The 24,633-nt window shown below is 58.7% G+C and carries 18 protein-coding genes and 1 pseudogene; 13 read left to right on the top strand and 6 right to left on the bottom strand.

Translation table 11 applies throughout. The features are described from left to right. Positions 1-29: 29 nt before the first annotated feature. Positions 30-1,559, bottom strand: a complete 1,530-nt coding sequence (locus QE408_RS00470) for an ABC transporter substrate-binding protein (RefSeq protein WP_306927570.1) — start codon at positions 1,557-1,559, stop codon at positions 30-32. A gap of 474 nt (positions 1,560-2,033) precedes the next feature. On the opposite strand from QE408_RS00470, the gene QE408_RS00465 reads away from it, so the two are divergent. The 3 genes from QE408_RS00465 (at position 2,034) to QE408_RS00455 (ending at position 6,666) form a co-directional block, all read left to right on the top strand. Continuing rightward, positions 2,034-4,085 carry a hydantoinase/oxoprolinase family protein gene (locus QE408_RS00465; protein ID WP_306927568.1) on the top strand — a complete coding sequence of 684 codons (2,052 nt, stop codon included), beginning with the start codon at positions 2,034-2,036 and terminating at the stop codon, positions 4,083-4,085. After that, positions 4,085-5,734 carry a hydantoinase B/oxoprolinase family protein gene (locus QE408_RS00460; RefSeq protein WP_306927566.1) on the top strand — a complete coding sequence of 550 codons (1,650 nt, stop codon included), beginning with the start codon at positions 4,085-4,087 and terminating at the stop codon, positions 5,732-5,734. Before QE408_RS00465 ends, QE408_RS00460 begins: the two co-directional genes overlap by 1 nt. A gap of 167 nt (positions 5,735-5,901) precedes the next feature. After that, positions 5,902-6,666, top strand: a complete 765-nt coding sequence (locus QE408_RS00455; protein ID WP_306927564.1) for an IclR family transcriptional regulator — start codon at positions 5,902-5,904, stop codon at positions 6,664-6,666. On the opposite strand, the gene QE408_RS00450 is transcribed toward QE408_RS00455, so the two are convergent. Then, positions 6,639-7,316 carry a TetR/AcrR family transcriptional regulator gene (locus tag QE408_RS00450; RefSeq protein ID WP_306927562.1) on the bottom strand — a complete coding sequence of 226 codons (678 nt, stop codon included), beginning with the start codon at positions 7,314-7,316 and terminating at the stop codon, positions 6,639-6,641. The two genes, QE408_RS00455 and QE408_RS00450, sit on opposite strands and share 28 nt — an antisense overlap. 162 nt (positions 7,317-7,478) lie before the next feature. Between QE408_RS00450 and QE408_RS00445 the strand changes: the two genes are divergently transcribed. The 4 genes from QE408_RS00445 to QE408_RS00430 are packed head-to-tail and all read left to right on the top strand — an operon-like array spanning position 7,479 to position 13,278. Further along, positions 7,479-9,572, top strand: coding sequence for a hydantoinase/oxoprolinase family protein (locus QE408_RS00445; RefSeq protein WP_306927560.1), 2,094 nt, complete (start codon positions 7,479-7,481; stop codon positions 9,570-9,572). Beyond that, complete coding sequence (locus QE408_RS00440) at positions 9,569-11,191, top strand: hydantoinase B/oxoprolinase family protein (protein ID WP_306927558.1); 1,623 nt, start codon at positions 9,569-9,571, stop codon at positions 11,189-11,191. Before QE408_RS00445 ends, QE408_RS00440 begins: the two co-directional genes overlap by 4 nt. 34 nt (positions 11,192-11,225) lie before the next feature. Continuing rightward, positions 11,226-11,927 (top strand): SDR family NAD(P)-dependent oxidoreductase, encoded by a 702-nt coding sequence (locus QE408_RS00435; RefSeq protein ID WP_306927556.1) that lies wholly within the window; start codon positions 11,226-11,228, stop codon positions 11,925-11,927. A 1-nt stretch (position 11,928) separates the two neighbouring features. Further along, positions 11,929-13,278, top strand: a complete 1,350-nt coding sequence (locus tag QE408_RS00430; protein ID WP_306927554.1) for an NAD(P)/FAD-dependent oxidoreductase — start codon at positions 11,929-11,931, stop codon at positions 13,276-13,278. A gap of 34 nt (positions 13,279-13,312) precedes the next feature. Here QE408_RS00430 and QE408_RS00425 read toward each other — a convergent pair whose 3' ends face one another. The 4 genes and pseudogenes from QE408_RS00425 to QE408_RS00410 all read right to left on the bottom strand — a co-directional run bounded on the left by QE408_RS00425 (position 13,313) and on the right by QE408_RS00410 (position 18,365). Beyond that, positions 13,313-13,861, bottom strand: a complete 549-nt coding sequence (locus tag QE408_RS00425) for a sarcosine oxidase subunit gamma (protein ID WP_306927552.1) — start codon at positions 13,859-13,861, stop codon at positions 13,313-13,315. Next, a pseudogene (locus QE408_RS00420) lies at positions 13,854-16,818 on the bottom strand (sarcosine oxidase subunit alpha). Before QE408_RS00420 ends, QE408_RS00425 begins: the two are co-directional and overlap by 8 nt. Further along, positions 16,815-17,090 (bottom strand): sarcosine oxidase subunit delta, encoded by a 276-nt coding sequence (locus QE408_RS00415; RefSeq protein ID WP_306927550.1) that lies wholly within the window; start codon positions 17,088-17,090, stop codon positions 16,815-16,817. Before QE408_RS00415 ends, QE408_RS00420 begins: the two are co-directional and overlap by 4 nt. 24 nt (positions 17,091-17,114) lie before the next feature. Beyond that, entirely contained in the window at positions 17,115-18,365 is a 1,251-nt protein-coding gene (locus QE408_RS00410; protein WP_306927549.1) for a sarcosine oxidase subunit beta family protein, read from the bottom strand. 91 nt (positions 18,366-18,456) lie between these two features. Between QE408_RS00410 and QE408_RS00405 the strand changes: the two genes are divergently transcribed. From QE408_RS00405 to glnT, 6 genes are all read left to right on the top strand, one after another. Continuing rightward, complete coding sequence (locus QE408_RS00405; protein ID WP_306927548.1) at positions 18,457-19,431, top strand: GlxA family transcriptional regulator; 975 nt, start codon at positions 18,457-18,459, stop codon at positions 19,429-19,431. 34 nt (positions 19,432-19,465) lie between these two features. Next, entirely contained in the window at positions 19,466-20,146 is a 681-nt protein-coding gene (locus QE408_RS00400; protein WP_306927546.1) for a helix-turn-helix domain-containing protein, read from the top strand. Between the two features lie 96 nt (positions 20,147-20,242). Further along, entirely contained in the window at positions 20,243-21,148 is a 906-nt protein-coding gene (locus QE408_RS00395) for a class II glutamine amidotransferase (RefSeq protein WP_306927545.1), read from the top strand. 36 nt (positions 21,149-21,184) lie between these two features. Next, complete coding sequence (locus QE408_RS00390; RefSeq protein ID WP_306927543.1) at positions 21,185-21,871, top strand: GXGXG domain-containing protein; 687 nt, start codon at positions 21,185-21,187, stop codon at positions 21,869-21,871. A 15-nt stretch (positions 21,872-21,886) separates the two neighbouring features. Continuing rightward, the gene (locus QE408_RS00385; RefSeq protein WP_306927541.1) at positions 21,887-23,215 is read left to right on the top strand and encodes an FMN-binding glutamate synthase family protein; all 1,329 of its coding nucleotides are present in this window, start codon (positions 21,887-21,889) and stop codon (positions 23,213-23,215) included. Positions 23,216-23,300: 85 nt separating this feature from the next. Further along, entirely contained in the window at positions 23,301-24,608 is a 1,308-nt protein-coding gene (gene glnT, locus QE408_RS00380; RefSeq protein WP_306927540.1) for a type III glutamate--ammonia ligase, read from the top strand. Positions 24,609-24,633: the final 25 nt, after the last annotated feature.

Raw genomic sequence — 24,633 nt, 5'->3', positions numbered from 1 at the left:
GTTTGCACAGGACCGGCCAGACGCGGTTCTTACGATATCGAAAGCTCGTCGAAGAGACGCCCGGAAAACGGGGAGATCTGATCCGGCAGCATGTGGAAATCTTTGACCTGCTTCAGGTGCGCGAAGCCTGTGGCGCGATATGAAAGCCCGCAGAAAGGCGTGTACTCGATGACGAGTTTGTCGACTTCCGCATAAATGGCTTTGCGCTTCTCCAGATCGAACTCGGCGCGACCCTTCGCTAGAAGATCTGTTAGCCCCGGAACCTCGAAATTGCGTGAGCGGAAGAACGTCGGAGACAGTGTCGGGTCAATCAGCGAACTTGCAGCGTCGGGATCGAAGGTCTCAAGACCAAGTCCCTGGACTGCAAAATCTCCCTGGCCGCGATTGCCCATCGTAACACGTGTTGACCAGTCGGGCAGCGTGAGCGTGACATTGATACCAACTTCGGCGAGATGACCCTGCACGATGACGGCGGTGTCGCGGTGCATTCCATATTGTGCCGTGGACAGCAGATTAACAGTGACACCCTCCGCACCTGCCTCCTTGATGAGCGACTTTGCTTTGTCCGGGTCATAGGACTGCGCGTTCGCCAATTCTGCATTGTAAAAGGGAGTCGTCTGCGAGCGGGGGACGCCGCCGAGGACAGCGCCGCGACCAAAGAATACACCGTTGACGATTTCCTCGCGACGAATTGCAAGTGCGACGGCACGCCGAAGGCGGGCATCCTTGAATACACCCGCTCCATTGAACGATAGGAACATGAAGGCGCCTGTAGCGACGGTCTCCAGCTTCACATTCGCGTCCTTGTCGAGCTGGTCCATTGCGCTCCAAGGAACGTAATCGATGACATCCACATCACCGGCAGTGATCGCGGCAACTCGCAGGTTTTCATCTGCGTAGGCTGTGACACGGGCCTTCTTGAATGTCGGCAGGCCGCTTTTGAAATAATGCGGAGAGGCCTCAAGATCGAAACCGACACCCTTTTCGGCGTTCGTCAGAACAAACGGACCAGCACCGATCCCGTGATCCTGCTTCTCCGTCGAACCTTTGGCGATAATCTGGAGGAAGGGGTTGGCGAAAAGAGCGGGTAGCGCGGCATTCGGCAACTTCGTCATCAGCTTGAAGGTGCGGTCGTCAACGATTTCCACTTTCTCGACGTCCATCATGGAGTCACGCGTCGAGGCACCCGATCCCTCGGCCTTGATCTTCTCGATGTTCCACTCAACATCCGCAGATGTCACCGGCTGGCCGTTGGAGAACTTTGCCTCCTTGAGCTTTACGACCCAGGTGCGGTCGCCATCGCGTTCAAAGCTTTCCGCAAGTTCACCGACGAGCTTGCCTTCGGGCGTGTAGGCCATGAGGAAACGATTAATCAGCGATGAGAGCAATTGGCCAGCATATCCGACATTCACCCATGGCTTAAGATGGGCCGGATATGTCGAGAGGCCGATACGCAATGTGTCGGAGCCCGCTGCAGAAAAGGCTTGTGGCGCGCCCATCGCGAAGGCGGCACCGGAAGCGGCAGTGAGTTTTAGAAGGGTACGGCGATCGAGTATCATGGTTAGTTCCCCATTATGTGTTGATACATGCTTGCCAGCCGGCGTGATGCGTCTGCGGCCCCTTTTCCTGGTGTCTACCAGTCCGAATAGAGTGTGCAGGACTGGTCCCGTCGTTATCGAAAACAATAAAGAGACCTTTTTCTGAGTGTCAAGAGAAATTCCATTAATTAGTCCAGAGATAGCCGTTTGTACTGAATATCGGAATAAGATCGATTTATTGGCAAAATTTCGTGATGCTTTGGCCTTTATTCTGAATATTGGAACTAATCATTTTATTTGGTCGTAATAATGGAATTTGAATTGACAAGTCGTCAGGGGGCGCCCTAGGCTTCAATTACAGGCGAAATTCGTTGATCGACCGGATGTGCGGAGTGTCTAGCTCTGCGTCTGGAACCCCGACGCTTGCCTGCAATGCCGCGCAGATGGGCTTGAGAGGACGTCTTATGCGGCGCGTATCGAAAAAAGGAGCGGGCCATGGCATGGCGAGTGGGCGTGGATTCAGGCGGGACTTTCACTGACGTATGTCTGTTCGAGGACGAGACTGGCGAGCTGATGATCTGGAAGGTGTCTTCGACGCCTGACGATCCTTCCCGGGGTATCACGCAAGGCGTGGCGGACGGCATAGAGCGCGTCGGGATCGACGCGAGCGAAGTGTCGTATGTGGGGCATGGAACCACGGTTGCTACGAACGCGCTTATCCAAGGCAGAGGTGTAAAAACAGGACTTCTGACGACGGGCGGCTTTCGCGATCTGCTGGAGATTGGACGCCAGAAGCGCCCAGATCTTTACGATTTGCAGGCGGACAAGCCGGAACTACTGGTTGAACGCCACCTGCGTTTCGGGATCACCGAGCGCGTGCTGGCAGATGGTACGGTAGAAACGCCGCTCGATGAGGCGGGTCTTCGTGAAGCGGTTCGGGCGCTAAAAGCGGCGGGCGTGAAGGCTGTTGCGATCAACTTTCTCTATTCCTTCAGCCATGCCGAACATGAGGAGATCGCAGCGCGCATTCTTAAGGAGGAGTTTCCGGAGGCTTTTCACTCGTTCTCGCACCGGATCGCTCCGGAATTTCGTGAGTTCGAACGCCTATCGACGACGGTCGTCAATGCATATCTCGGTCCTGTGATGCAGGGTTATGTCAAGGCACTGTCCGGCAAGCTGTCCGATTTGGGGATCGTGGTCGCGCCGCAATTGACGCAGTCGAATGGTGGCGTCATCAGCTTCGATGCCGCGGCGGAGATGCCTGTTCGTACCGTTCTGTCGGGCCCATCGACGGGTGTCGTTGCCGCGCAGGCGGTCGGCCGCATGACGGGGATCGACAATCTCATCACCTTCGATATGGGCGGCACCAGTTCAGATGTGGCGCTTTTGGCGGATGGTCAATGCCGGGTCGTCAATGAATCGGTCGTCCATGGTTATCCGATCAAAGCGCCGATGCTCGACATCCACACCGTCGGTGCGGGGGGCGGGTCGATCGCCTATATCGACTCTGGCAACCATCTCAAGGTTGGGCCGCGCTCGGCGGGAGCTAATCCAGGGCCCGCCTGCTACGGGCTCGGAAACGATGAGCCCACGGTAACGGATGCCAATGTTGTTTTGCAAACACAGCACCCCGAATATTTGCTCAACGGCCGGATGAAGATCGACCGTTCGCTATCGGTCAAGGCCGTTGAGAAGCTTGCAAATAAACTGGGCATGGGCGTTCTGGAGACGGCCAACGGCATTCTCGATATCGTGACCGCCAATATGGCGAAGGCAATCCGCGTGATTTCCGTGCAGCGCGGCCATGACCCCCGTGATTATGCGCTCGTTGCTTTTGGTGGTGCGGGTCCCGTGCATGCGGTTCGCCTTGCGCGTGAGCTTGGCATGAGGCGGATCGTCGTTCCGAAAACGCCTGGCGTCCTTTGCGCGCTCGGCCTGCTGATGACCGATCTGAGGACGGATTTTTCCGCGACGGTTCTGCATCGCCTTGATGACGTGGATGTGGATACGCTGTCGGGCTTGTATGCCGGTCTCGCTGAGCGGGCGGATACATGGTTCGAGCGGGAAAAAATCCTTCCTGCCGCACGTATTGTCAACCGCACGGTGGATTGCCGTTACGCCGGACAGAATTATGAGATTGCCGTTGCGGTACCGGACGGCCCAGTTAACGCCGAGACTCTGCGGTTGATCAATGAGCGTTTCGAGCAGGCGCATCGCCAGCTTTACGGCTTCGTTGCGGAGGGAGAGCCGGTTCAACTCGTTACGTACCGCCTTGCCGCCAGCGGGCGGGTCGAGAAAGCTGCCTTCAAACCACGCCCGATCGAGGGTGAGGATTCATCCCAAGCTGTCACCGGCATGCGCGATGTATGGATGGCGGAAGCAGGTGGCTTCACTCCGGCGACGCTTTACGATCGTGAGCTGCTGAAGCCGGGCAACCTCGTGGCGGGCCCTGCGATTATCGACCAGATGGATTCCACCACTGTCTTGCCTGTCGGCTATACCGCAAAGGTCGACGCCTACCTCAATCTTATCGTGGAGGAGAAGTGATGACGAAGGTTGCCATCGCCGAAAATACCGCCCCATCCCTCAATCCCATCACAGTCGAGGTGATCGGCAGTGCATTCGCTTCCACCGTTGAAGAAATGGGCGAGGCTCTCGTTCGGGCCAGTTACTCCACCAATATCAAGGAACGGCGCGATTGCTCCACGGCACTCTTCGATGCAAGCGGTTATATGCTTTGCCAGGCAGAGCATATTCCCATGCATCTCGGGTCCTTCATCGGCTTCATCCCCTATATTCTGAACCATGTGGACGCGGGGAGCCTCGCTCCCGGCGACGTGTTCATCGGTAACGATGCCTATGAGGGCGGCGGTACGCATTTGCCGGATATCGTGCTGGCCGAACCGATATTCCATGACGGTAAGCTGACGGCCTGGGCAATCAACACGGCGCATCACTCCGACTTTGCCGACCGTGGGCATGCGCATATCTATCAGGAGGGAATCCGCATTCCTCCCGTTCGGCTTTATCGCAAGGGAATACTTCAGGACGATATTCAGAAGCTATTTCTACTGAACTGCCAGGTGCCGCATGAGCGCATGTCGGACCTGCGTGCGCAGATGGCCGCAAACCGTCTTGGGGTCACACGTTTCAAGGAACTGTGTGATAAGTATTCGACTGAGACCGTTCTCGCGGCAGGTCGCGAACTGATGGATTATGCAGAGCGCAAGATGAGGGCGGGCATCGCCTCCATCCCGGATGGCACCTATCAGTTTTCTGATCTGTTCGACGCCGAGTCGCTGCGCGAACAGCTTGAATTTTCCGTCACGATCGTTGTCAAAGGCGATGAGATGCATCTCGATTTCGTCAGCCCGCCACAGGTCCGTGCCGGGTTGAACGTCGTCTACACCGCCCTTCTTTCCACCGTGTATTACGCCGTGAAGACCGTTGTCGATCCCACGGTTCTGCCCAATGCGGGGCTTGCAAGGCCTATCCATGTCACTGCCGAAAAGGGAACGTTGCTGAATTGCGCGCATCCTGCGGCGGTGGATGGACGTATTGCCGCATGCCAGCGGGTGGTGGATCTTATTCATGGCGCGCTGGCAAAGGTCGTGCCGCACCGCGTTACAGCAGCCTGCAACGGTTCGGTGGCGGTAGCAAGCTTTTCGGGCACGCGCCCTGACGGTAGTCTCTGGGTCTATCTCGAAACGATCGGCGGTGGGTTCGGAGCGCGACACAACAAGGACGGGCTCGACGGTGTGCATGTGCACATGACGAACACGTCCAATCTGCCGCTCGAGTCGCTTGAAACCGAATATCCGCTGACCTTGATGGCCTACGAACTGGTCGATGGTTCCGGCGGCGCAGGTGAATTCCGTGGTGGCATGGGTTTGCGAAGGGTCTATCGAGCAGAGGCTGACTGCCGCGTATCGGTCGGTGGCTCACGCTTCGTCTCGCGTCCATGGGGTCTGAATGGTGGCCTCCCAGGCGCCAACGGCTCCTTCACCATTGTAGGCGCTCCCGAGCGTTTGGTGAACGGTGCGGGCGATATCTACAAGGGAGATATTCTGGAGATCATAACGCCTGGGGCTGGCGGATACGGTGACCCAGAGAGACGGGATTCTGCATCTGCCGCCGCCGATCTACGTGATGGACGTGTTCCGCTCGAAAATGCGCGGCTCGCTAAGAGCATTTGATTTCCCACCTGGCCCGGGCTCTCGGTAGCCGAGACCCGGGTCTTTTTTCAGCAGAATACGAAGTTGCGCAACCCATTGTTGTGCTTGACTGTCGCATCTCACTTCCGTATCGGTTCCAATAATCGGATTTTGGTCCATGTTATATTCACTGGAGATCGAGGAACGGAATGGCAAAGCAGTCTTCCAGCAATGTCGAACGGGGAGCCGAAATATTGCTGGCGCTGGGCAATGGAGGCCGCGCAGGCATGAGCCTTGCAGAAATCGCCGAAGCGATCGGCGACGCCAAATCGGCCGTTCATCGCGCGTTGACGGGGCTTTCCCATTACGGCTTCGTCGAACAAAGTGGGCGTCGTGGCAATTACCGGTTGGGAAATGCCATCTACGCCTTAGCACAGAGAGTGCCGGGTATCGGCGATCTGGTGGATCTTTTTCGGCCCGCACTGATTTCGGTCACCGCTGGTACCGGCATATCGAGCTTTCTAATGGCGCGTTCGGGTTTCGAGTCGGTCTGCCTCGATTTTCAACTGAGTGCTGCTCCGGTTCAACCTCTCCTGTCTGGGGTAGGCGGGCGTCTTCCACTTGGCATTGGTCATGCGGGCGTCTGTATGATCGCGCGGCTCGACAAGGAATCCCGCGAACGGATACTCGAGATCAATGCGCCACACTACGAGATGTGGAAGCTCGACATCGATACAATCCGTTCGGAAATCGAGATGTTCCTGGAGAAAGGATACGTGATCGGCACACGCAAGGCGGCAGGATACGAGGTCTGGACTCTGGCTTTCGCCCCGGCGCCTGGCGACAATCGCTATGGCGAAACCGGCGTGTCGCTGCTGGCGCTGGCCAACAGCGTATCGGACGAAGAGGTTCAACGCTGCATCGCGCTGATGACAGAGTCGCTTCCTTACAAGTGGTTCGGCAACAAGGCGTAACGCCGTACCATTTCCTGGATATGGGCAAGGCGCGCGCTGCGCGCTGGCTCGGCCAGAACATCGCGTTCGAAGGTAAAGCGGATTGTGTGAACCGTGGACACCGTCGCCCAGCAGAGATTGGAAATGGAAAGCCAAAGTTCGACCGGGTCCAGGCCAGGTCTGAAGAGCTCGGCATTCTCGCCTCTTTGCAAGATGCCGGCGACCATGCGCGAAATATTTTCTGCATGCACGATGTCTCGTTCAGATTCGCGAATGTTTTCGCCCCCATGCAGGTTTTCAATACCGACCAGCGTCAGGAAGGATTGATTGTTGCAATAATAGTCGAAGGTGAAGGCCGTCAGGCAGTCAAGCGCTGCCACCGGATCTGCCGGCATGTCCAGCGCCTCTTCAGCGTCACGCATTGCCCTGTAGGCATCTTCCAGGACGTGGCGGAACAACAGTTCCTTACGAGAAAAGTGGCGGTAGATCAGCGCCTTGTTCACACCTGCGGCGTTGGCGATCGCCTCCATATTCGCGCCTTCGAGCCCGTGCGCCACAAACTCGCCTGCTGCCGCGGCAAGAATTGCTTTGCGTGTGCGCAAAGTTCGGGCGGCATGCGCTCCGTATGGCGCCTTATTCGATCCTTGAGTTTGAGGTTCGTCGCTGTCCATGCACTCGGTCCTTTGAGGGCTGGTCTATATCATCTTTTTCCGTCGCATGGACATCTTCGTAACTGGAAAATGAATTTTGAAACGTGCGGGGTAAAAGCGCTTTACACCGCTGAACACTTCTGATTTTGTAACGGAAACGTTACTGTTGCACGAGGGCTGGTCATGACCCCACATATTCGCGTTGCTTCCGATGTCGGTGGAACGTTCACCGACAGCATTGCCTATGATGAGAAAACGAGGACGATCACCGTCTCTAAGGTTTCGACGACGCCCGTGAACCGAGCGTTGGGTACCTTGGAGGGTCTGCGCAAGGCGCTGGGTCTTCAAGGTGCAAGAGGCGAAGATGTAGCCTATGTCGGTCATGGTATGACGACCGCGACCAATGCGGTTATTCAGCGCAATGGGGCGAAGACAGCCTTTCTCACCAATCACGGCTTTCGCGATATGCTCGAAATCGGGCGGCAGAACCGTCCAACACTGTTCGATCTTACCAAGGTGAAGCCGGAGCCGCTCGTGCCGCGGGAGCTTTGTTTCACCGCGCGCGGTCGCATTCTGCCCACAGGCGAAGAATTGCAGCCCCTGGACGAGAGCGATGTGCGGGCGGCGGGTGAGGCGATGAAGGCCGCGGGTGTCGAGGCTGTGGCCATCCTCTTCCTCCACTCCTACGCGAATGCCGCCCACGAATTGCGGGCACGCGACATTCTGACGGAAATGCTCCCAGACGTCGCAATTTCTGCCTCTGTCGAGGTCAATGCCGAATTCCGTGAATATGAGCGTGGTTCGACCGCCGTCCTTAACGCTTATCTCCGCCCGGTGATGAACCGCTACCTTTCCTCACTTTCCGGCATGTTACAGGATGAGAAGGAAGGCCTTGGACTCGGAGCAGACCGGCCGGTCATGGTTATGGATGCAGCGGGCGGATTGATGAGCCTAGAGGGCGCACGCCTGAAACCGGTTCACACGGTTCTTTCCGGTCCTGCCGGCGGCGTCGTTGCCAGTGCTCATGTTGCGACTTTGGCTGGCGTTCCCGACATCATCACCATGGATATTGGCGGAACCTCCACCGACATCAGCCTTATCCGCGCGGGACGGCCGGAGATCACCCGTTCGGCAAGCCTGGAGACGGTGCCGATCCGGCTGCCGGTCATCGATATCAACGCCATCGGTGCAGGCGGTGGCTCCATCGCATGGATCGACGATGGTGGCGCGTTGCGGGCGGGCCCGATGAGCGCCGAAGCCGTGCCTGGGCCTGTGTGTTATCGTCGCGGCGCGACCTTGCCCACGGTGACGGATGCCAATCTGGTGCTCGGACGTTTCTCACCGGAATCGAGGCTCGGCGGCACGATGACGCTTGATCTGGACGGCGCATTGAGTGCGATAGACAATGTCATTGCCAAGCCGCTTGGCCTCGACGTCTACGAGGCAGCGGCGGGAATATTGAGGGTCGCCCATGCCAATATCGTGCGCGGCATCCGCGTGGTGTCTGTCGAACGCGGTTATGATCCTCGCGATTTCGCGCTCGTACCCTTTGGCGGTGCTGGCCCGATGCATGGCAGCCCCGTTGCTCGTGAGTTAAAGATGCCGCGTGTGATGGTCCCGCCCACGCCAGGCATACTGTGTGCTCTCGGTCAGTTGATCTCGGATCTGCGTCATGATTTTGTCGAGACGCATGTCGTTGCTTATGACGCGATGACGAAGACCGAAGCGGAAGCTCGGATCAAACGGCTAACGGACCGGGCAGATGCGCATCTCGATCACGATGGCGTCGCACAGGATCGCCGCGAGATGGAAGTTCGCATCGATATGCGTTATCAGGGTCAGTCGTTCGAGTTGCCTGTTACGGTTGATCCACGGGGAGCGGATTGGTGGACGGCACTGCCTGAACGCTTCCATGCTGCTCACCGCGCCCGTTTCGGTCACGCTGATCAGAAGGCGGCCATCGAGATTGCGGGGTTCGGTGTCACCGGCATTGGCCGTATCGATACGCCTGTGTTGCCTGAACTGGAGGAGGGTGGGCCTGTCCCGTCGGACGATGCACGCACCGGCGATAGGCAGGTTTATTATGAGCCGGGCGATACCGGGACCAAGGGCGCTTTTCACACAGCGTCTGTCTATGATCGCGACAAGCTCAAGGCAGGCAACGTCATCCTTGGTCCGGCCATCATTGAAGAAGTCTCCTCCACCACCGTCCTTTATCCGGGTGATCGATTGACCGTTGACACATCCGGCAGCCTGATCATTGAGGTAGCAGCATGAGCAGTTTTGATCCTATCCGTCTTGAAGTGCTGCGCAACGCATTGGAGGCGTCCGCACAGGAAATGGGCGTCGTTCTCAAATGCACCGCCTTTTCTCCCAATATCAAGGAGCGCATGGACGCGTCCTGCGCCATCTTCAACGCCGATGCGGAGCTTGTTGCGCAGGCGGAACACGTTCCCGTTCATCTGGGGTCGATGCTGAAGGCTGTTGGCCCCACGCTGGCCGAGTTGCCGCCGTTGAAGGAGGGCGATGTCGTTATCGTCAACGATCCCTTCATCGCCGGTGCGCATCTGCCCGACATTACGCTGATTGCACCAGTCTTCGCGGACGGCTTGCTGGTTGCGCATGTGGCCAGCCGTGCACATCATTCGGATGTGGGCGGGATGGAGCCCGGCTCGATGCCTGGCAGTTCAATCGAGATCTATCAGGAAGGCCTCATCATTCCGCCTGTACTGCTTTACGAGAGCGGTGTGGAGCAGAGCGGTATCCTGCGAATGGTGCTTGCAAATGTCCGCACGCCGGAAGAGCGGCGCGGCGATCTTAATGCTCAACTGGCGGCGTTGCGCGTGGGGGAAACCCGCATCAAAGAGCTTGCGGCGCGGTTTGGCGTTGATGGTCTGAAGGAAGGCCTGTCCGCCATTCTGGCTTATTCGGAACGGCGCATGCTGAAGCGCCTGGCCGAACTTCCTCCGGGACGATACGAAGCGGAGGATTGGCTGGACGATGATGGTTCGAGCCCGGAAAGGGTCCTCATCAAAGTGGCGGTCGAGGTCTCTCCTGACGGCCTTGTGTTCGATTTTGAGGGTACCGCACCGCAGCGGCGCGGCAATGTCAATGCGGTAAAGCCTATGACCCATTCGGCAGTGTTCTATGCCATCAAGATTCTGACCGATGCCACGCTTCCTCCAAATGCCGGTGTGCTGCGCCCTGTCGAGATCCGCATTCCGCATGGCTCTTTTCTCGATGCGCGCGCACCTGCTGCGGTCTGCGCCGGCAATACGGAGACGACGCAGCGCGTGGCCGATACCGTGCTTCGCGCATTCGCTCAGATCGCGCCGGAGCGCATTGCCGCTGCCAGCCAGGGTACGATGAACCTTATTGGCATTGGCGGGCGCGACCCTAGAAATGCACGTCCCTACACCTACATCGAAACGATAGGCGGGGGGCAGGGCGGGCGGCCCTACGGCAACGGCATGCACGGTGTCCATGCCAATATGTCGAATACGCTCAACACGCCTGTGGAAGCGCTCGAGATCAGCTATCCTCTGCGCATCGAACGTTACGAGCTTCGTGAGGGCTCTGGAGGAGACGGGTATCATGTCGGTGGCGAAGGACTGATCCGCGCCATCACCGCTATCGATCACGAGGCGCGTGTTTCGCTGCAATCCGACCGGCGGCTGACAGGACCCTATGGCCTTCACGGAGGCGCATCGGGAGCAACCGGACAAAACTCCGTTCGGGACGGGCAAGGCAATATCAAAGCCCTGGCCGGTAAGGGGTCCGTGACGCTGGCGCCGGGTGAAACCGTGATAGTGGAGACCCCCGGTGGCGGTGGTTGGGGAATGCGGAATTTGCCCGAGGAGCAATCGCAAGAGCGTGTCGCCCTCAAGACAGCCTGATCCACCAGAGGCGATGTATGGAAAGGACAAGGGCATGACCTCATCAAAGCGCGTGGCTATGGTCAGCGGAGCATCGCGCGGCATCGGCGCGGCCATTGCGGAAAAGCTCCTTTCTGCGGGCTGGAACGTCAGCCTTGGGATGCGCACGCCTGCATCTTCGAGCTATTCTGGCCATCCAGACGCATTGCTGTGCCATTTTGATGCACTCGATCCTGAAAGCGAGCGAAAATGGGTGGACGCAACAGTCGCCCGTTTCGGACGGCTGGACGGGCTGGTTCATAATGCCGGTATCATGATTCCAAAGTCGGTGCTCGAAGCTGGACAGGAAGATTTCGACTTGATTTTCGACGTCAACGTCAAGTCTCCGATGCGTCTTTCCCAGCTTGCCTGGCCGCATCTGGCAGGAGCGCAGGCAGGACGCATCGTTACGGTCGCGTCTCTCTCCGGCAAAAGAGTGAAGTCGGCAAATTCCGGACTGTATGCCATGTCCAAATTCGCCTTGGTTGCACTCGGCCACGCGCTTCGCCAGTGCGGCAAGGACAATGACGTCCGCTCGACGATCATCTGCCCGAGCTTCGTCGCCACGGACATGGGCAATTCACTGGCAGGGCGGGACAGCAGTGAACTGACACGGCCGGAAGATGTTGCGAAGATCGTGCACATGGTCTTGGAGCTTCCTCCCACGGCCAGCATCTCGGAAATTCCGGTACATTTCAGCGTGGAAGACTGCTACTGACATGAGTGTTTCATTCCCTTATCGCATGCCCCCCATCACGCCAGTCGTGAGTGCCGAACAGGTTCCAAGTGCTGTCGATGTCGCCATCGTCGGAGGCGGCATTATCGGCGTCTCAGCAGCGTTCGAGCTGGCCCGCCGAGGCATCCGTGTGGCCGTATTGGAGAAAGGCTTCGTTGGTGGCGAACAGTCCGGGCGAAATTGGGGTTGGGTAAGGCTTGCGGGCCGTGATACGCGCGAACTGCCGCTCATGCTCCAGGCCCACTCGATCTGGGAAACGCTGCATCAGGAGACCGGAGTGGATGTCGGGTATCGCAAACGAGGCATCATCTATACGGCGAAAACTGCGCAGACGCGCGAGCGGTACGACAGATGGGCGGGCGCCGCACGCGATTTCGGCATCGATGTCCGAAATCTCGCCCATGATGACGTGGCACACGTGGTTACCGGGCTGGAGCGGAAGACGTTTGGCGGTATCTTCGTTCCTCAGGACGCTGCAGCCGAACCCCAACTGGCGGCTCCGGCAATTGCGGCCCGGGCGCAGAGGGATGGTGCGGTTATCTTGCAGAACTGCGCCGTGCGAGGTCTCGATATAGAGGCAGGCCGCGTCGCAGGTGTGGTGACCGAAAAAGGACGGATCAGAGCTTCCACGGTGATTGTTGCGGGAGGCGTTTGGTCTTCGCATTTTCTTCGTCGCCATGGAGTTCGTTTGCCGCAGCTCAAAGTTCTGTCATCCGTGATGAGAACCGCCCCTGTCGAAGCAGGCATCGAACCGACGGTGGGCTTCTCTGACTTCACCCTTCGCAAGAGGATGGATGGCGGCTATACGGTCGCGTCATCCGCCACCAGCCTTGTCGACATCGTCCCGGACAGCTTCCGCTTCTTCCGTGAATTTTTTCCGGCCTTTCGGATGGAGCGGAACTCCCTCACGTTCAACTTCGGCAAACCCTTCTTTGACGCGTTGATAGGGCACAGGGCACGGTCTTTAACCGAAAAAAGCATTTACGAGAAAATCCGTGTTCTCGATCCCTCGCCGGATAAAAGCTTTTTGACGAAGGTCGAGGCTCATATGCGGGCCAGCGTTCCCGCCTTGCGGGATGTGGCGATTGCCCAGTCGTGGGGCGGCATGATCGATACCATGCCGGACGTCATTCCTGTCATATCCCAGGTGGAGGCACTGCCGGGTTTGATCATAGGAACGGGCTTTTCCGGTCATGGCTTCGGAATTGGCCCCGGTGCGGGGCGTCTTCTCAGCGACCTTGCGACGGGCGATGCGCCATGTGTGGACCCGTCGCCCTTCCGTTTCTCGCGCTTCAGCGACGGCAGCCGCCTGGAAATTCAGCACTGGCTGTGATCGTCCCGGATCTATCCATGGCAGAGGCCGTTGATCAGGCGAATTCCTGACACATGCGGACGAGATCGTCCCAAAGGCTTTCGGCGAAGCCACGCAGGACGAGGATCTCAAAAGCGTGGTCTTCTATGCGCGTCACATGCGCAGTGATATGCCCGATCAGCGTTGTGGCAGAGTGGCCGATCGGAAAGACATGGATCGAGAGATCGACCGCCGTGCCTTTTGCCAGCACACGCTCAACCATTCTGCCTTCGATCCGCAGACGCACACGGCCTTGGCTCTGATCCACCGCTGTTGCCTGCGGTTCAAGCTGAATGAAGAACGCTGTCATTTCGGCATGAGACATGATCTCGTCGCTGACGATAAACCATTGCCCCGGAGACACGGCGCGAACAGCGCCTTTCTTCAATGCGTGAAGGTGGTTTTCCACCTCCGCTGCGCCCGGTGTTGCGAGGATATGGATAATGGTGCCTTCCGGCAATGGCGACAACCGGATCGCGTCTGAGGAGATCGCTCTTTTTGCGCCGAGCACGGGACGGAGAAGGGGCTGGTAACCGGATTTGAAATCGAGCCGTGGATCAGACATGGAGCTTCTCGTTCTTGGGGTCGACGAAAACCGGATCGCAGAGGCGCGCGGCGGTGAATTCGTTGCGAAGGCCGTTCCAAACCATCACCTCTTCGCCATGCCGGTTTCTGCCATTTTTGACCAAGGCAAGGCCGATGGTGGAGCCGATATGCGGTGAGAAAGCGCTGGACGTCACATAGCCCTGATCGTTTTCAAGCGTCGCCTCGGCATCCTTTGCCAGAATATGGGAGCCGGTGCGGAAGCTCTGGCCTTTGTCGATGGGCGCGACGCCGACCAGGCTTGGCCGGTTACTGGCGGAAAGCCCTTCGCGCTCCAACATGTTCTTGCCGATGAAATCCGCTTTGGTGGCAGACACCATTTTGCCAAAGCCGAGATCGGCCGGCACGACCGTGCCGTTGATTTCATTGTGGGTCACGTGACCTTTCTCGACGCGCAGGACGCTCAGCGCCTCGACGCCATAGGGCATGATGCCCTCCGGCGCGCCAGCTTGCATCAGTGCGTCAGCGACACTTTCGCCATAGCCCGCGGGAACGGCGAGCTCATAAGCAAGTTCGCCGGAGAAGGAGATGCGAAACAGACGCCCGTGCAACTGACCACCGAAGAGCGAGACCTCTTTCGCAGCGAGGAACGGAAAGGCGTCGTTCGAAAGATCGTCGTCAACGATCTTTTCGAGAATGGTTCTGGACTTCGGTCCAGCAATCGCCATCTGCGCCCATTGATCGGTAACGGATGCCAATCGCACGTCGAGATCAGGCCACAGGGCCTGGGCGCAGAATTCCAGATGGTTCATCACGCCTGCGGCATAGGCCGTTGTCGTCGTCATAAAATACCGGTTCTCGTCCAGCCTGCTCGTCGTGCCATCATCATAGATCATGCCGTCCTCGCGCAGCATCAGGCCATAACGTGCCTTGCCGACGGGAAGTTTGAGGAACGCATTGCAATAGACGCGGTTGAGGAATTCCGCGGCATCGCGCCCACAAATCTCGATCTTTCCGAGCATCGAGACATCGCAGAGCCCTGCATTCTTCCGGACATTCAGAACTTCGCGGGTCGACACTTTCTCGCCAGCCGTTTTCGCCCTTGCGCGGAAACCAGGAGGAGCGATACCAGAGCCCGGTTTCGACAAACACCGCGCCGTTCTTCTCTGCCCAGCCATGCAGCGGTGATTTGCGCACCGGCTGGAAATGGTGGCCATGGTAGGCGCCTGTCAGTGCACCGAAGGAAACCGGCGTGTAGAAGGGCCGGAAGGTAGTGGTGCCCACCTCTGCGGGAGACACGCCGCGCGCTTCGGCAAGAAGTCCGATGGCGTTGACGTTGGAAAGCTTGCCCTGGTCGGTCGCCATACCATTGGTCGTGTAGCGCTTGGCAAGCTCCACATGGGCATAGCCTTCGGCCACAGCCAGGCCGAGATCCTTGCGATGCACATCGTTCTGGTAATCGACGAAGGCCTTTGCCTTAACGCTCGGAATGGACCAAAGCGCCTTTGCCGGCGGGACAACAATATCGTTTTCAACCTGTCCAAAGGAAGGTGCGGTTGTGGCAAAGCCGAGAGCTTGGGCCAGTGCGGCACCCTTGTTGGCGCCGTCTTCAAGGCATGCGGCGAGGCCATGCGTGGCAGAGACGGCACCGGCGAGATCCAGCCCATCGAGATGACCGGGCGCAAGGAAGGCTGTCTCTTCGTCAGACCATACGGGTTTTCCGCCCCGGTGACAGGCGAGGTGAATGACCGGACTGAAACCGCCGGACATGGCGAGCGCATCGACATCCAGATGTTCGGTGCTGCCATTTCTGTAGACTTCGACGCCGGCGAGCGCCTTGCTACCCTTGGTATTGGCAACGACGCCGCCTTTGATGACACGGGCTTTGCCCGCGTACGAGAGGTTTCCCTCACTGCGGCTATCGATAATGGCGACAAGCGGGACGCCTTTCGCTTCCAGATCGCGGGCCAGCGCATAGCCGCTGTCATTGGTCGTGAAGATCGCCGTCGCTTTGCCGGGGCTGACCGCGTAGCGGTTGAGATAGCTGCGCATTGCGCCTGCCATCATCACACCGGGGACATCGTTGCCGCCGAAAACCAGGGGCCGTTCTTCAGCGCCGGTTGCAAGCAGGGCGCGCTTCGCGACGATGCGCCACAGACGCTCAACCGGAATAGTGGGCTTAGGATCGGGCAGATGTTTCTGCACGCGCTCGACTGCGCCGAACACATTGCCATCATACCAGCCGAAGGCGGTCGTTCTGGTAAGGACAGTGACATTCGGCAGAGAGTCCAGTTCGGCAATGCAGGTTGCAGCAAATTCCGGCGCGCTGGTGCCGCCAATGGTCGCCGTTTCCGAAAGAAGTGTGCCGCCTGCGACGGAATGCTCATCGATAAGGATCACCCGCGCGCCAGCCCGTCCGGCGGTCAGAGCCGCAGTAAGGCCAGCAGCACCGGCGCCGATCACCAACAGATCGCAATGCGCCCAGCATTTGTCATAGGAGTCGGGATCGGCCTCATAGGTTGCCTTGCCGAGGCCTGCCGCGCGGCGGATGAAGGGCTCGTAGAGCTTTTCCCAGAAGGCTGCGGGCCACATGAAGGTCTTGTAGTAGAAGCCTGCGCTGAGGAACGGCGAGATCAGTCCGGTCATCGCGCCGACGTCGAAGTCGAGAGATGGCCATCGGTTTTGGCTTCGCGCTTCCAGACCGGCATAAAGCTCCTGCATCGTGGCGCGGGTATTGGGCTCGGTTCTGCCGCCCTTGCCGATTGTCATCAGCGCGTTCGGTTCTGCCGCACCCGCTGTCAGGATGCCGCGCGGGCGGTGATATTTGAAGCTGCGGCCAACGAGCTGCTGGCCGTTTGCGAGCAGGGCAGAGGCGAGGCTATCGCCTTGGAACCCCTGCATCGTCTTGCCATCGAAGGTGAAGGAGAGCGGCTTTGAGCGGTCGATCAGACCGCCAGCGGTCAGGCGGTGGGATGTCATGCGCTTTTCACCTTTGTCTTATCGGCGGCGTCTTCGCAGGCGCTGATGGCGTGGGTCGCCGTGCTGCGGGTCACCACCAGCCACCGGCGGCAGCCTGCGGTGTGGTGCCAATATTCCTCATAGTCGCCACGCGGATTGTCGCGCAGATAGACATAGTCGAACCATGCCTCGGCGCTAGCGTCCGGTGCGGGTCGCTGAAGAACGGCACCCTTGATGGTGAACTCTTCCTTAGGTCTTGGCCCGCAATGCGGGCAGGGCACGAGACTTGCCATTTCGAACGTCCTTGATCCGCCTTGTCAGTGAAGATTGGGCTGGGCGCCCTGACCCTTTTCGTCGATGAGATAGCCGCGTTGAAAGCGGTCCAGACGGAACGCGGTTGCCGTTTCCTGCGGCGCGCCGCGCGCCAGAAGATGGGCAAAGCAGAAGCCGGAGGCGGGCGTTGCCTTGAAGCCGCCGTAGCACCAGCCGGCATTCAGATAGAGATTGTCGATACCGGTGCGGTCGATGATCGGCGAACCATCCATCGACATATCCATGATGCCGCCCCAGGAGCGCAGCACGCGAACGCGGGAAAGCGCAGGGATCATCGCCTTGCCGGCCTCCGCGACGTGTTCGACCGTCGCCAGGTTGCCGCGCTGCGCGTAGGAATTATAGCCGTCGATATCACCGCCGAAGACGAGGCCACCCTTGTCGGATTGCGAGACGTAGAAATGTCCGGCACCAAAGGTGACAACGCCATCGATGAAGGGCTTCAGGCCTTCCGAGACGAAGGCTTGCAGCACGTGGCTTTCGATCGGCAGGCGCAGCCCGGCCATTGCCGCCACCTGTGAGGAACTACCGGCTGCCGCGAGCGCCAGCTTGTCGCAGCCGATAAAGCCGCGGCTCGTCTCTACGCCGACCACTTTGCCGTTTTCGCGGCGGATGCCGGTCACTTCGCAGCCCTGGATGATGTCGACGCCGCGTTGATCTGCCCCGCGCGCATAGCCCCAGGCGACGGCATCATGACGCACTGTGCCGCCGCGCCGCTGCAACAAGCCGCCTTGGATGGGGAAGCGCGCATTGTCGAAATCGAGAAATGGCAGCATGGATTTGACGGCACTACGATCGAGCAATTCGGCATCGACACCATGCAGACGCATGGCATTGCCGCGCCTGGTATAGGCATCGCGCTGTGCATCGGAATGATAGAGGTTGAGGACGCCGCGTTGGGAGACCATGGCGTTGAAGTTGAAATCCTGCTCCAGGCCTTCCCACAGCTTCATCGACAGCTCATAGAAAGGATTATTGCCAGGCAGGAGATAGTTGGAGCGGATGATCGTGGTGTTGCGTCCGACATTACCGGAGCCGATATAGTTCTTTTCCAGTACTGCCACATTGGTGGTGCCGAATTCCTTGGCGAGATAATAGGCTGTTGCCAGCCCGTGTCCGCCGCCACCAACTATGATGACATCGTAATGCGCCTTGGGCGCGGGATCCCGCCAAGCGGGCTTCCAGACCTTGTTGCCACGAAGGCCGTTCATCAAAATGGAAAAAGCGGAATAGCGCATCTGGCCTGACCTCGAACGATGTGAGGCAAGGGTACCCTCGTTACATTTTTAGGCATTGCAGAAATGGGACGGATAGATATAGAAAAGAGACATGTCCACTTTCGAGCAGAAGAATGCTCAGCGGATCGGCTTCCTTCTGATGCCGAACTTTGCGCTGATGTCCTATGCCTCCGCAGCCGAACCGCTGCGTGCAGCCAATCTGATTGCCGGGACCGATCTTTATGAGGCGATCCCATTGTCGTTCGATGGAGAGACTGTTCGGACGTCATCCGGCATTCCCGTGGACTGTCAACCTTTGTCGATCGTCGGCGACGCATGTCACACGATTTTTGTATGCGCCGGCGGCACACCACAGGACTGGGCTTTGCCGGAGGGTTCTTTGGCACTTCTACGACGCCTCGCCCGGCAGGGAGTACGCGTCGGTGGCATCTCCAGTGGCGCTTATATTCTTGCTGCGGCGGGCTTGCTGGACAATCGCGATTTCACCATCCATTGGGAACATGCCCCGGTGCTGCGCGAGGCATTTGGCCATTTGACGCCCAGACAGGCGCGTTTCGTTTTCGATGGCGACCGGATCACCTGTGCTGGCGGTGTCGCGCCTCTCGACATGATGCATGCGATGATCTCTCAGCGTATGGGCGCCCATTTTGCGCGGCGTGTGAGCGACTGGTTCCTGCACACGGCCGTGGCCGAACCCAGCGCGCCGCAGCGCGGTTCGTTGGCGGAGCGTTATGGCACCCACCATCCTGCAGTGTTGACGGTACTGGAAAAAATGGAAGCCACCATCGAAAACCCGCTCGACCGTCAGACCATGGCCAAGCTTGCCGGAACGAGCCCGCGCCATCTTGATCGTTTGTTTGCAAGCCAGCTCGGGACGTCGTTTCTGGACACCTACCGCGAGATCCGCCTCGACCATGCCCGCAGGTTGCTTGAGCAGAGTCCGCTCTCCATCGCCGAAGTGGCCTTTGCGACCGGTTTTTCCAGCGCCGGTCACTTTTCCGGATGCTTCAAGGCTCATTTTGGTAAAACGCCCAATACGCTGCGGCAAAAATTTCCTCCGAATTAAAATTGCTTTCCTGTAAGGAAGGGTAACGAAGCCGATGCCGGAGCAACCAATGGCCAAGGACACCACCACGAGCGACGCCGCACAGTTCCTGTCGCAGGACCCTCATGCCGTTCGCGAGCCCAGGGTCAACAATCTGGAAATGGCGATTGGTCACGAGGTAAGGGCGTATCGCAAAAAGCTCGGTATTACCGTGACCGATCTGGCATCAGCGACAGGCGTGTCCGTTGGTATGCTGTCGAAGATCGAAAACGGCAACATCTCCCCGTCGCTGACGACCTTGCAGACCCTCTCCAAGGCCTTGGGTGTGCCGATCACCGCCTTCTTCCGTGGCTTTGAGGAGCCGCGCAGCGCCACCTTTGTTAAAGCAGGGCAGGGCGTCAATATCGAGCGCCGGGGCACGCGGGCTGGGCACCAGTATAGCTTGCTCGGACATATCGACAACAACACAAGCGGCGTTACCGTCGAGCCCTACCTCATCACCCTGACCACGGACTCCGATGTCTTTCCAACCTTTCAGCATGAGGGAATGGAGTTTCTCTACATGCTGGAGGGCGAGGTGGTTTATCGCCACGGAGAGCAGCTTTTCACAATGCAGGCGGGAGATAGCCTGTTTTTTGATGCGGATGCGCCACATGGACCGGAGGTCTTGGTGCAGCTTCCGGCGCGCTACTTGTCGATCATTTCCTACCCTCAGCGTCGGGTCACCGGTGACTGAAGGATTGCTTTAGAAGAAAAAATTATTCCTGATAGTTGACGTTTAGAAATTCCATATGATACGCCTTTGTTCAGAAACGAACGGAGGTGCCTATCGATGTGCGGCATTGTTGGATTATTCCTGAAAGATAAAAGTCTAGAGCCGCAGCTGGGTCAGCTGCTCTCGGATATGCTGATCACCATGACCGATCGTGGGCCGGATTCGGCAGGTATTGCGATCTATGGCGGCGCTGCCGCAGGGCGCGCCAAGGTGACGATCCAGTCGGCCAGCCCGGATGTTGATTTTTCCGGTCTTGCCGATGCGCTGAAGGAAAACGGTGTCGATGCCTCGGTGACGGTGAAGAGCACCCATGCCGTTCTCGACATTTCGTCGGACGCGCTTGATACGATCCGTGCGGTTCTCGCTGCAATCCGTCCGAATGTGCGCGTGATGGGGTCGGGCGACAGCGTTGAAATCTATAAAGAGACTGGCTTGCCGAAAGACGTTGTTGCCCGTTTCGACGTGCGCTCCATGGCCGGCACCCACGGCATCGGCCATACCCGAATGGCAACGGAATCGGCAGTGACGACGCTTGGCGCGCATCCCTTTTCCACGGGCTCGGACCAATGCCTCGTGCATAATGGTTCGCTCTCCAACCATAACAACCTGCGCCGCGAGCTGGTTCGTGAGGGCATGAGTTTCGAAACCCAGAACGACTCCGAAGTGGCGGCCGCTTATCTCACGGCAGAAATGGCCAAGGGCAAGGATCTGGGTGAAGCGCTGACCGGTGCGCTCGACGATCTCGACGGCTTCTTCACCTTCGTTGTCGGCACAAAGTCCGGGTTCGGCGTCGTACGCGATCCGATTGCCTGCAAGCCCGCCGTCATGGCCGAGACGGATCAGTATGTCGCCTTCGGTTCGGAATATCGTGCCTTGGTCAATCTGCCGGGTATTGAGACCGCTCGCGTCTGGGAGCCGGAGCCTGCGACCGTCTATTTCTGGGACCACGAAAAAGCAGCCTGATGCCGCCCTCGGCCTATCCGTGTGAAAGTCATATCCATGCCAGTCTTCGATCTCTCTCATACGCCGCTGCGTGACCTCAACAAGGCGCTGCACGGCCTTTCCACCGGTGCGAACGACACCGAATTTGAAGTCGTCAACCCGCGCGGCCATCACGCCGTGGCCGTCGGCATTGACAGTCCCGTGACCGTCGATGTGCATGGTTCGGTCGGCTATTACTGCGCGGGTATGAATGACGGTGGCACCGTCACCGTTCACGGCTCTGCAGGTCCCGGTGTCGCGGAAAACATGATGTCCGGTACCGTCGTCATCGAAGGCGATGCCTCTCAATATGCGGGTGCCACCGGTCGCGGCGGGCTTCTCGTTATCAAGGGCAATGCCGCCTCCCGTTGCGGCATTTCGATGAAAGGCATCGATATCGTCGTGCAGGGCAATATCGGCCACATGTCAGCTTTCATGGGTCAGTCCGGTCATCTCGTCGTCTGCGGCGACGCGGGTGACGCCTTGGGCGACAGTCTTTACGAGGCAAAGCTTTTCGTGCGCGGCTCGGTCAAAAGCCTCGGCGCCGATTGCATCGAAAAGGAAATGCGGCCCGAACATCTCGAAAAACTGGCGGAGCTTCTCGACAAGGCAGGCATCACCGATGCCAAGCCGACCGAGTTCAAGCGCTACGGTTCGGCTCGCACGCTCTACACCTTCAACATCGACAACGCCGATGCGTATTGAGGCAGGGATCACACGATGAGCTACCACAACCCATTCACCCCGCCGCGCAAGTCCGCAACCTTCGACGACCATACGCTGGCGGAAATCCGCCGCGCTGCGGCGACCGGCATTTACGACATTCGCGGTGCCGGTACGAAGCGCAAGGTACCGCATTTTGACGACCTGCTGTTTCTTGGCGCTTCCATTTCGCGCTATCCGCTCGAAGGCTATCGCGAGAAGTGCGATACGAGTGTTACGCTCGGCACGCGCTTTGCCAAAAAGCCGATCACGCTGAAAACGCCAATCACGATCGCGGGCATGAGTTTTGGCGCGCTGTCCGGGAATGCCAAGGAAGCCCTTGGCCGTGGCGCCACGATTGCCGGCACCTCCACGACGACAGGCGACGGCGGCATGACGGATGAGGAGCGCGGCCACAGCCAGACCCTGGTCTACCAGTATTTGCCTTCTCGCTATGGCATGAACCCGAAGGACCTGCGCCGTGCGGACGCCATCGAGGTGGTCGTCGGCCAGGGCGCCAAGCCCGGCGGCGGCGGCATGCTGCTCGGTCAGAAGATTTCCGACCGCGTCGCCAATATGCGCAATCTGCCCAAGGGTATCGACCAGCGCTCGGCCTGCCGCCATCCCGATTGGACCGGCCCGGATGATTTGGAAATCAAGATCCTCGAACTGCGTGAAATCACCGACTGGGAAAAGCCGATCTATATCAAGGTCGGTGGCGCGCGCCCCTATTACGACACAGCGCTTGCGGTGAAGGCTGGTGCCGATGTGGTGGTGTTGGACGGTATGCAGGGCGGTACGGCTGCCACGCAGGACGTCTTCATCGAAAATGTCGGCATGCCAACGCTTGCCTGCATTCGTCCTGCCGTCCAGGCCCTTCAGGATCTCGGCATGCATCGCAAGGTGCAATTGATCGTGTCGGGCGGCATTCGCTCCGGCGCCGATGTGGCCAAGGCTCTGGCACTTGGCGCCGATGCGGTGGCGATTGGCACCGCAGCACTCGTGGCGCTTGGCGATAATGACCCGAAATGGGAAGAGGAATACCAGAAGCTCGGCACCACCGCTGGCGCTTATGATGACTGGCACGAAGGCAAAGACCCGGCTGGCATCACGACGCAGGATCCGGAGCTTGCCGCGCGTCTCGATCCGGTCGCTGCCGGTCGTCGCCTTGCCAACTATTTGAAGGTGATGACGCTGGAGGCGCAGACCATCGCACGCGCTTGCGGCAAGAACCACCTCCACAATCTGGAGCCGGAAGATCTCGTGGCCTTGACCATGGAGGCCGCAGCCATGGCGCAGGTGCCGCTGGCCGGAACGAACTGGTTCCCGGGTAAGGGTGGCTTCTAAAAGCATGCATTAAGGACGGGCGCGTTTGGGAGGATGCGACCGTCTTTCTAAAATCAAGTGTCTGATACCAAAAAAGGGGAATGACGTGACACTGGACCTCTCCGCATATGCAGCCGAAAAGGGCATCAAATATTTTATGATCAGCTACACCGATCTCTTCGGTGGGCAGCGCGCCAAGCTGGTGCCTGCCGAAGCGATCGCAGACATGCAGAAGGACGGCGCAGGCTTTGCAGGCTTTGCCACCTGGTTCGATTTGACACCTGCCCATCCTGATCTTTTTGCCATACCGGATGCCTCTTCGGTCATCCAGCTTCCATGGAAGAAGGATGTCGCCTGGGTCGCCGCCGATTGCGTGATGGAAGACCAGCCTGTCGAACAGGCGCCGCGTGTGGTCTTGAAGAAGCTGATTGCCGAAGCCGCAAGCGAAGGCTTGCGGGTGAAGACCGGGGTCGAGCCGGAATTCTTCCTGATTTCCGCCGACGGCAGCAAGATTTCCGATGAATATGATACCGCTGAAAAGCCCTGCTACGATCAGCAGGCGGTGATGCGCCGCTACGATGTCATCGCCGAAATTTGCGACTACATGCTGGAGCTAGGTTGGAAGCCTTACCAGAACGACCATGAAGACGCGAACGGCCAGTTTGAAATGAACTGGGAATATGACGACGCGCTTCAAACGGCCGACAAGCACTCCTTTTTCAAATTCATGGTCAAATCCGTTGCTGAAAAGCACGGCCTTCGCGCTACCTTCATGCCGAAGCCGTTCAAGGGCCTGACCGGCAATGGCTGCCACGCACATATTTCCGTGTGGGATCTGGACGGCAAGATCAATGCCTTTGCCGACAAGGCGATGCCGTTCGGCCTTTCCGCCAAGGGTAAGACCTTTCTTGGCGGCATCATGAAACATGCCTCGGCGCTGGCGGCTGTCACCAATCCGACCGTCAATTCCTACAAGCGCATCAATGCGCCCCGCACCGTATCCGGCGCCACATGGGCACCCAACACGGTGACATGGACCGGCAACAACCGCACCCATATGGTGCGTGTGCCGGGGCCCGGGCGTTTCGAGCTTCGCCTGCCGGACGGTGCGGTGAACCCCTATCTGCTGCAGGCCATCATTATCGCAGCCGGCCTTTCCGGCGTTCGCTCTCAGGCCGATCCGGGTCCCCATCACGATATCGACATGTACCGCGAAGGCCATACCGTCACGGATGCGCCGAAACTGCCGCTCAATCTTCTCGACGCGCTGCGCGAATATGAGAAGGATGAGGCGTTGCAGCAGGCCCTCGGCGTCGAGTTCTCAAAGGCGTATTTGAAGCTCAAGCATGGTGAGTGGAACAGCTATTGCTCCCAGTTCACGGCCTGGGAGCACCAGACCACGCTCGACGTCTGATAAGGTTTCCCCGCCGTCTTGCGGC

The sequence above is a fragment of the Agrobacterium larrymoorei genome (assembly GCF_030819275.1).
GTDB lineage: Bacteria > Pseudomonadota > Alphaproteobacteria > Rhizobiales > Rhizobiaceae > Agrobacterium > Agrobacterium larrymoorei_B.
The sequence above is the reverse complement of the archived record's forward strand: the minus strand, read 5'-3'. Positions and strand labels throughout refer to the sequence as shown.

What these genes read in the sequence shown, in the direction of transcription:
- QE408_RS00470 (WP_306927570.1), bottom strand. Translation starts at nt 1,559, where the DNA reads ATGATACTCGATCGCCGTACCCTTCTAAAACTCACTGCCGCTTCCGGT.
- QE408_RS00465 (WP_306927568.1), top strand. Translation starts at nt 2,034, where the DNA reads ATGGCATGGCGAGTGGGCGTGGATTCAGGCGGGACTTTCACTGACGTA.
- QE408_RS00460 (WP_306927566.1), top strand. Translation starts at nt 4,085, where the DNA reads ATGACGAAGGTTGCCATCGCCGAAAATACCGCCCCATCCCTCAATCCC.
- QE408_RS00455 (WP_306927564.1), top strand. Translation starts at nt 5,902, where the DNA reads ATGGCAAAGCAGTCTTCCAGCAATGTCGAACGGGGAGCCGAAATATTG.
- QE408_RS00450 (WP_306927562.1), bottom strand. Translation starts at nt 7,316, where the DNA reads ATGGACAGCGACGAACCTCAAACTCAAGGATCGAATAAGGCGCCATAC.
- QE408_RS00445 (WP_306927560.1), top strand. Translation starts at nt 7,479, where the DNA reads ATGACCCCACATATTCGCGTTGCTTCCGATGTCGGTGGAACGTTCACC.
- QE408_RS00440 (WP_306927558.1), top strand. Translation starts at nt 9,569, where the DNA reads ATGAGCAGTTTTGATCCTATCCGTCTTGAAGTGCTGCGCAACGCATTG.
- QE408_RS00435 (WP_306927556.1), top strand. Translation starts at nt 11,226, where the DNA reads ATGACCTCATCAAAGCGCGTGGCTATGGTCAGCGGAGCATCGCGCGGC.
- QE408_RS00430 (WP_306927554.1), top strand. Translation starts at nt 11,929, where the DNA reads ATGAGTGTTTCATTCCCTTATCGCATGCCCCCCATCACGCCAGTCGTG.
- QE408_RS00425 (WP_306927552.1), bottom strand. Translation starts at nt 13,861, where the DNA reads ATGTCTGATCCACGGCTCGATTTCAAATCCGGTTACCAGCCCCTTCTC.
- QE408_RS00415 (WP_306927550.1), bottom strand. Translation starts at nt 17,090, where the DNA reads ATGGCAAGTCTCGTGCCCTGCCCGCATTGCGGGCCAAGACCTAAGGAA.
- QE408_RS00410 (WP_306927549.1), bottom strand. Translation starts at nt 18,365, where the DNA reads ATGCGCTATTCCGCTTTTTCCATTTTGATGAACGGCCTTCGTGGCAAC.
- QE408_RS00405 (WP_306927548.1), top strand. Translation starts at nt 18,457, where the DNA reads ATGTCCACTTTCGAGCAGAAGAATGCTCAGCGGATCGGCTTCCTTCTG.
- QE408_RS00400 (WP_306927546.1), top strand. Translation starts at nt 19,466, where the DNA reads ATGCCGGAGCAACCAATGGCCAAGGACACCACCACGAGCGACGCCGCA.
- QE408_RS00395 (WP_306927545.1), top strand. Translation starts at nt 20,243, where the DNA reads ATGTGCGGCATTGTTGGATTATTCCTGAAAGATAAAAGTCTAGAGCCG.
- QE408_RS00390 (WP_306927543.1), top strand. Translation starts at nt 21,185, where the DNA reads ATGCCAGTCTTCGATCTCTCTCATACGCCGCTGCGTGACCTCAACAAG.
- QE408_RS00385 (WP_306927541.1), top strand. Translation starts at nt 21,887, where the DNA reads ATGAGCTACCACAACCCATTCACCCCGCCGCGCAAGTCCGCAACCTTC.